This window comes from Mesorhizobium sp. M7A.F.Ca.ET.027.02.1.1 (assembly GCF_004022985.1).
In the GTDB taxonomy this organism is placed as follows: Bacteria; Pseudomonadota; Alphaproteobacteria; order Rhizobiales; family Rhizobiaceae; genus Mesorhizobium.
The window spans coordinates 1-4,942 of the sequence record NZ_RZOL01000430.1; the positions used below are offsets into that span (position 1 = coordinate 1).

Below are 4,942 nucleotides of genomic sequence, written 5' to 3' on the forward strand. Positions count from 1 at the left end.
CCTCACCTGCCTGCCGGCATCCTCTCCCCGTATAGTGACGGGGAGAGGGACGCTGGCATCGATGGTTTCGCCAATCACCAGCCTTTGCAAGGCAAGGATGGCGCCGGCGTTGCGGCCAGCCCCTTCTCCCCGTCACTATACGGGGGTCGAGGCGTGGTCCGCGCAGCGGACGAAAAGCCAACTGCTTGGCTTTTCGAACAACGAACGCCCGGCAGGGCGATGAGGGGCGGCGCCGATCTCGGTGATTGATGGTTTCCGCCACAAGTCGGACTTGGCCGAAGCGATTGCCCTTGCCAACCGTCGCCTCCCCTTGCGTCTGTCTCGCTTTGATGGCTGACTGTCGCGACGCGGGCCGCATTGGGGGATGGGGATGGCGACGGCAAAGCACGTGATGAAGCGCATATTGATGATGTTGGCCGGCTACTTCGTGTCGGTGCTGGTCGGCCTGATCGCCATCGCGGTGATCTATGGCGTGCTCAGTTCCTTGCCCAACGCGCCCAGCTATTTCGACGTCATGGGCGTTTCGCCGATCGCGGTGCTGCTGGTGCCGCCGCTCGGCATGTTCGTCTATTTCCTGACCATCGTGGTGACCGCGCTGCAGACGCTGATCTTCGCGCTGATCGCCGAGTTCTTCTCGCTGCGCAATGTCCTGCTGCACATGGTTTTCGGCGCCGGCGCCGCGGTCGGCGGCTTCGCCTTGATCTGGCCGAGCGCGCCGGAGGATATGGACCCGGAGCGTTGGGTCGACATCGGCATCATTGCCGCTGCCGGCCTTGTCGCCGGGTTGCTCTATTGGCTGATCGCCGGGCGGGACGCCGGCTTCCGGCGGCCACTGTTCGAGCGCTACTAGCTTGCAGACTCATAATCGCGGAGCCACGCCGATCGGCTCATGCGGAGCCTTGAAACAGATTCCGCCGCAATATGAAAGCAGTAGAAACGACCTCAAAATCGGTCGCTTCTTGCTGCGCCCGAGAGCAGGCATGGCTCGTCATCGTCATGGCGCTGCTGTTCCGAGCGCAGCGGCCAGTACGTCGGCGAGGCCGCGTCCGGCGCTACCGTCCTCATCAAGGCGCGGATTGTAGATGGTGATCTCGAGGCCGACTGCCTTGCCGCTCGCCAAGGCAAGCCGGAGCGCGGCCGTTAACTCGTCCCACGACAACCCGCCTGGCACGCGAAAATCGACAGCCGGCATGATGACGTCGTCGAGACAGTCGGCGTCGAGATGGATAAAGAAGCCGTCCAATTCCGCTCTCGTCAGGTGATCGACCGCTTCGCGTGCGGCGGCCTCGATGCCCGTGGCGCGCACAGCGGGAAGGTCAAGCACCTTGAGCTCCTCGGGGAGCGGCTGGCTTCCGTACTCCTCCTGATCCTTGTGATCGCGATACGCGAAGGCGACAGCGTCTTCAGGGCGGACCAGAGGACCGCGACCTTCGATGTCGGTCAGAAGCGAGGGACCGTAGCCGGTGACGAAGGCGAGGTCCATCGAGGCACCCTCACCATTGGGTTCCGCCTCTGGCTGGAAGAAATCGGCGTTGCCGTCAATGAAGAGCAAGCCGTAGCGGCCGCCTCGTCGAAACGCGAGCGCCGAGCCCAGCACGATCGTGCAATCGCCGCCCAGCACCACTGGAAACCCGCCTGCGTCAAGCACCGCTTCCACGGCGTCGGCGAGCTTGGGCGACCACTGCGCAATTGCCCTGGCGTTCAGGGTGCCTGTCTCGGGATCGGGCGTCGGGTCCTTCGGAGGCACAGCCAGCCGCCCGGCGCGGCGCGCCTGGATGCGCTCCGCAAGGCCAAGGTCCAGGAGCCGGCCAGGCAAGCGCTCCACACCGTCGGTCGCCAGGCCCAGCGTGGAGGGGGCTTCGAGAATCGCATAATGGCTCGACACAGGCGCCTCCGCTTCGAGCGCTCAACATCGTTCGTCCCTGCCGAAACAGGATCACATTTGCGTTTTGAGCTTGTTCGATAACGGTAGCCGCCGCTCCTCGTTCCCTCTCGGCCGCCTTTCCGCTTTCGGTCATGCCGTATTTATGAGTTAACGGCCTACCGAAAGCCCTGGATCAACTCGAAGGCGAGCGAACCGCCTCCGTGGCGTCCAGAGCCTGCTTCAGGCGCGAGTCGCGGTCGTAGACGTCGCCGAAATATTCGACCTTGCCGGACAGATCAGGCCAGGCGGTGAAATAGGCGACATAGACCGGGATCGTGCGTGTCACATTCTCGGTCGAGTGGCCGTGCTTCAGCTTCTCGGCGATATAGTCCACGGAGGTGCCAAGCACCGCCGCCGCCATGCCGCGCGGGTCCTGCAGCCGCACGCAGCCATGGCTGAGCGCGCGCATATCACGCTGGAAGAATGATTTCTGCGGCGTGTCGTGCATGTAGATCGCGTGCTTGTTGGGGAACAGGATCTTCAACTCGCCCAGCGCGTTGGCCTCGCTCGGCTGCTGGCGCACGCTGTAGGGGATGTTCGCGCCATAGGCGCCCCAGTTGACCGCCGACGAAGGAATGCGCTTGCCGCGCGAATCCGTCACCTCATAGCCGGACCGGTCGAGATAGCCCGGATCGTTGCGCAATCTCGGCAGCATCTCGTTGACGATGATCGATTGCGGCACGCCCCAATAGGGATGGAAATCGACCTGCTTGATCTGGTCGTAGAAGAAGGAGGTCTGGTTGGTGGTCCGGCCAACGACGACACGCGTCTTGAGCTTTTCCTCGCCATTGTCGATGTAGCTCGCGGTGAAGGCCGGCTGGTTGATGAAGACGCGCGGGCTGCCTAGATCGGACGGCAGCCAGCGCAGTTCCTCCAGCGCCACTTCCACCTTCAGCAGCTTGTCGGCCTTGGATGTTCCGGCCAGCGTCGCGACGGTGCGCGGGCCGATGACGCCGTCGCCCTTCATGCCTGCCTTTTGCTGCACGGCCTTGATGACCGGGACCAGTTCCGGATCATAGACTTCGCTGGTGGCCAGCCTGGACAGGATCTCGCCATAGGCGCCGCCCATCTCGTCATCGAGATTGCGCGCGATCAAGGTCAGGAGCTTCGGCAGTTCGGGGCTGGTTCCGCCCGGCTTCAGCAACAGTTTGGGGTCGACGACGATTTCGTTTTCCGCACTGGCCTGCAGCGATTCGAGTTCCACACGCAGCGCCTGGTATTCCGCATTCTGCGGATGCCGCGATTCGAGATAGGTGCGCACTTGCTGGGTATGCGCCAGCGTCCTCAGCACGCCTTGCAAGTCGAGCGGCTTGGCCGGGAAATCATAGTAGCCGGTCATGCGGTTGGGATCGACGCGGCCGTTCTGGGCGTCATGGGCATAGCGCAGCACACGCGCGGAAAGCGCCATCTCGAAACGGACGAGTTCTTTCAGTTGCGCATTGGCGTCAGTCGTCGATGCGCCGGCAGCGGGCACTTCGACCGTATAGTCGGCGGGCGTGAGGCCATAGCTTGAAGCCTCGCCAAGCACCCGAACCGCATCCTGCGCACGGCTGTTGAGGCTGGTTCCGCTTATCCAGATGAAATCCGGATTGGCCGAGTAATACGCGATCAGCGCCTTGGCGATGTCGGGCTCGGCTAAGAGTTCGTAGTCAGCCAAGCTGGCAACCGCTTCACGAAACGCAGCGCCCGTTGCCGACGGCACGAAAGCCGCATCCTGTGGCGTCGCCGGCTCTGGCGTCGGGGCCAGCGCCGAGAAGTCGACGCGAACCAGCCGGTCCGCCTTGTAGGTGTAATAGGATGGGCTGCTGATTCTCGCGCCGCCACCGCCACCGCTGGCCGGAGCCTTCGGCTTTGGTTTGTGCTTCGGTGGCGGGGGCGGAAACTCGCCTTTCGGCGCATGCTTTACGCCGCCGCCGAAAAGCATGTCGAACAGCCCCTGCGCGCCTGCCTGGGGTACACCGAAAGCCAGCGTTGCCGCGATCGCCACCAGCGGCATCACGGTTGCTTTGTTTCCGAGGAATTTCATGAATCACCCGCTCCGGCCGCAACCGGTTCCCGTTCCGCACGCTAGATCGTCCCGCTCACCGCATGGCGGATGTAAGGCGCGACTATACTGATTCATACCGATTTCGTTAAGCATTCATAAATTTTGGAAAGCCTGTTGCAGAACGGTTTCACAAGATCGTGACGGCTGGAGCGGAGGGTTGTTCCGCCCCAGCCGGAAATCTCTCGGGATCAGGCGTTGGCGCCGCCATCGATGGTCAGGGCAGCGCCGGTTACGAAGCGGCCTTCAGGGCCTGCAAGCCAGGCGACCATGCCGGCAACGTCATCGGCCTTGCCGAAACGCGGTGTTGCCATTTTCCGGCGCTGATGCTCGGCATGCGGGCCGTCGGCCGGGTTCATGTCGGTGTCGGTCGAACCGGGATGGACGACGTTGGCGGTGATGCCGCGCGGGCCGAGGTCGCGCGCCAGCGCCTTGGTCAGGCCGACCAGCGCCGCCTTGCTGGCCGAATAGGCCGTGAGGCTGCCGTCGGTCGCCCTCTCGGCAAGGTTGCTGCCGATCGAGATGATGCTGCCGCCCTCACCCATATGCACGGCCGCCGCCTTCGAGGCGATGAATGGAGCCCGGAGATTGACCTCCATGGTCTCGTCGAAATCTGCGAGCGACAGCGCGTCGATGGGGGCGGCCCGCCAGATGCCGGCGCTGTTGACCAGGATGTCGAGCCGGCCGAAGGCGGTCACTGCGTCATCGACGGCCTTGTCTATGGCCACCGCATCGCGGTTGTCGGCCTTTATCGCGATGGCGCGGCCGCCCTTGGCCTCGATTTCGGCGACAACCGAGCGGGCCTGCTCCTCGCCATGCACATAAGTCAGCGCGACACTGGCGCCGTCGGCCGCGAGCCGTCGCGCAATCGCCGCACCGATGCCGCGACTGCCGCCGGTGACGAGCGCGGCCTTGCCGCCCAGTTGGTTGGATGACATCGATTTCTCCTTTTGTAACGATCGATACATAAATAC

4 protein-coding genes are annotated in these 4,942 nt (G+C 63.7%); 1 reads left to right on the top strand and 3 read right to left on the bottom strand.

Annotated elements, in window-relative coordinates; translation table 11 throughout:
* Positions 1 to 364: 364 nt before the first annotated feature.
* On the top strand, positions 365 to 850 hold the full coding sequence (locus tag EN749_RS30430; RefSeq protein ID WP_164749075.1) for a hypothetical protein: 486 nt from the start codon (positions 365 to 367) through the stop codon (positions 848 to 850).
* A 144-nt stretch (positions 851 to 994) separates the two neighbouring features.
* Here EN749_RS30430 and EN749_RS30435 read toward each other — a convergent pair whose 3' ends face one another.
* From EN749_RS30435 to EN749_RS30445, 3 genes are all read right to left on the bottom strand, one after another.
* Positions 995 to 1,885 carry an arginase family protein gene (locus tag EN749_RS30435; protein ID WP_128364550.1) on the bottom strand — a complete coding sequence of 297 codons (891 nt, stop codon included), beginning with the start codon at positions 1,883 to 1,885 and terminating at the stop codon, positions 995 to 997.
* A 172-nt stretch (positions 1,886 to 2,057) separates the two neighbouring features.
* The gene (locus EN749_RS30440; RefSeq protein ID WP_128364551.1) at positions 2,058 to 3,950 is read right to left on the bottom strand and encodes a murein L,D-transpeptidase; all 1,893 of its coding nucleotides are present in this window, start codon (positions 3,948 to 3,950) and stop codon (positions 2,058 to 2,060) included.
* Positions 3,951 to 4,159: 209 nt separating this feature from the next.
* The gene (locus EN749_RS30445; RefSeq protein WP_128364552.1) at positions 4,160 to 4,906 is read right to left on the bottom strand and encodes a 3-oxoacyl-ACP reductase family protein; all 747 of its coding nucleotides are present in this window, start codon (positions 4,904 to 4,906) and stop codon (positions 4,160 to 4,162) included.
* Positions 4,907 to 4,942: the final 36 nt, after the last annotated feature.

Excerpts from the sequence above, each read along its gene's own strand:
- EN749_RS30440 (WP_128364551.1), bottom strand. The coding sequence starts at position 3,950 with ATGAAATTCCTCGGAAACAAAGCAACCGTGATGCCGCTGGTGGCGATC.
- EN749_RS30430 (WP_164749075.1), top strand. The coding sequence starts at position 365 with ATGGGGATGGCGACGGCAAAGCACGTGATGAAGCGCATATTGATGATG.
- EN749_RS30445 (WP_128364552.1), bottom strand. The coding sequence starts at position 4,906 with ATGTCATCCAACCAACTGGGCGGCAAGGCCGCGCTCGTCACCGGCGGC.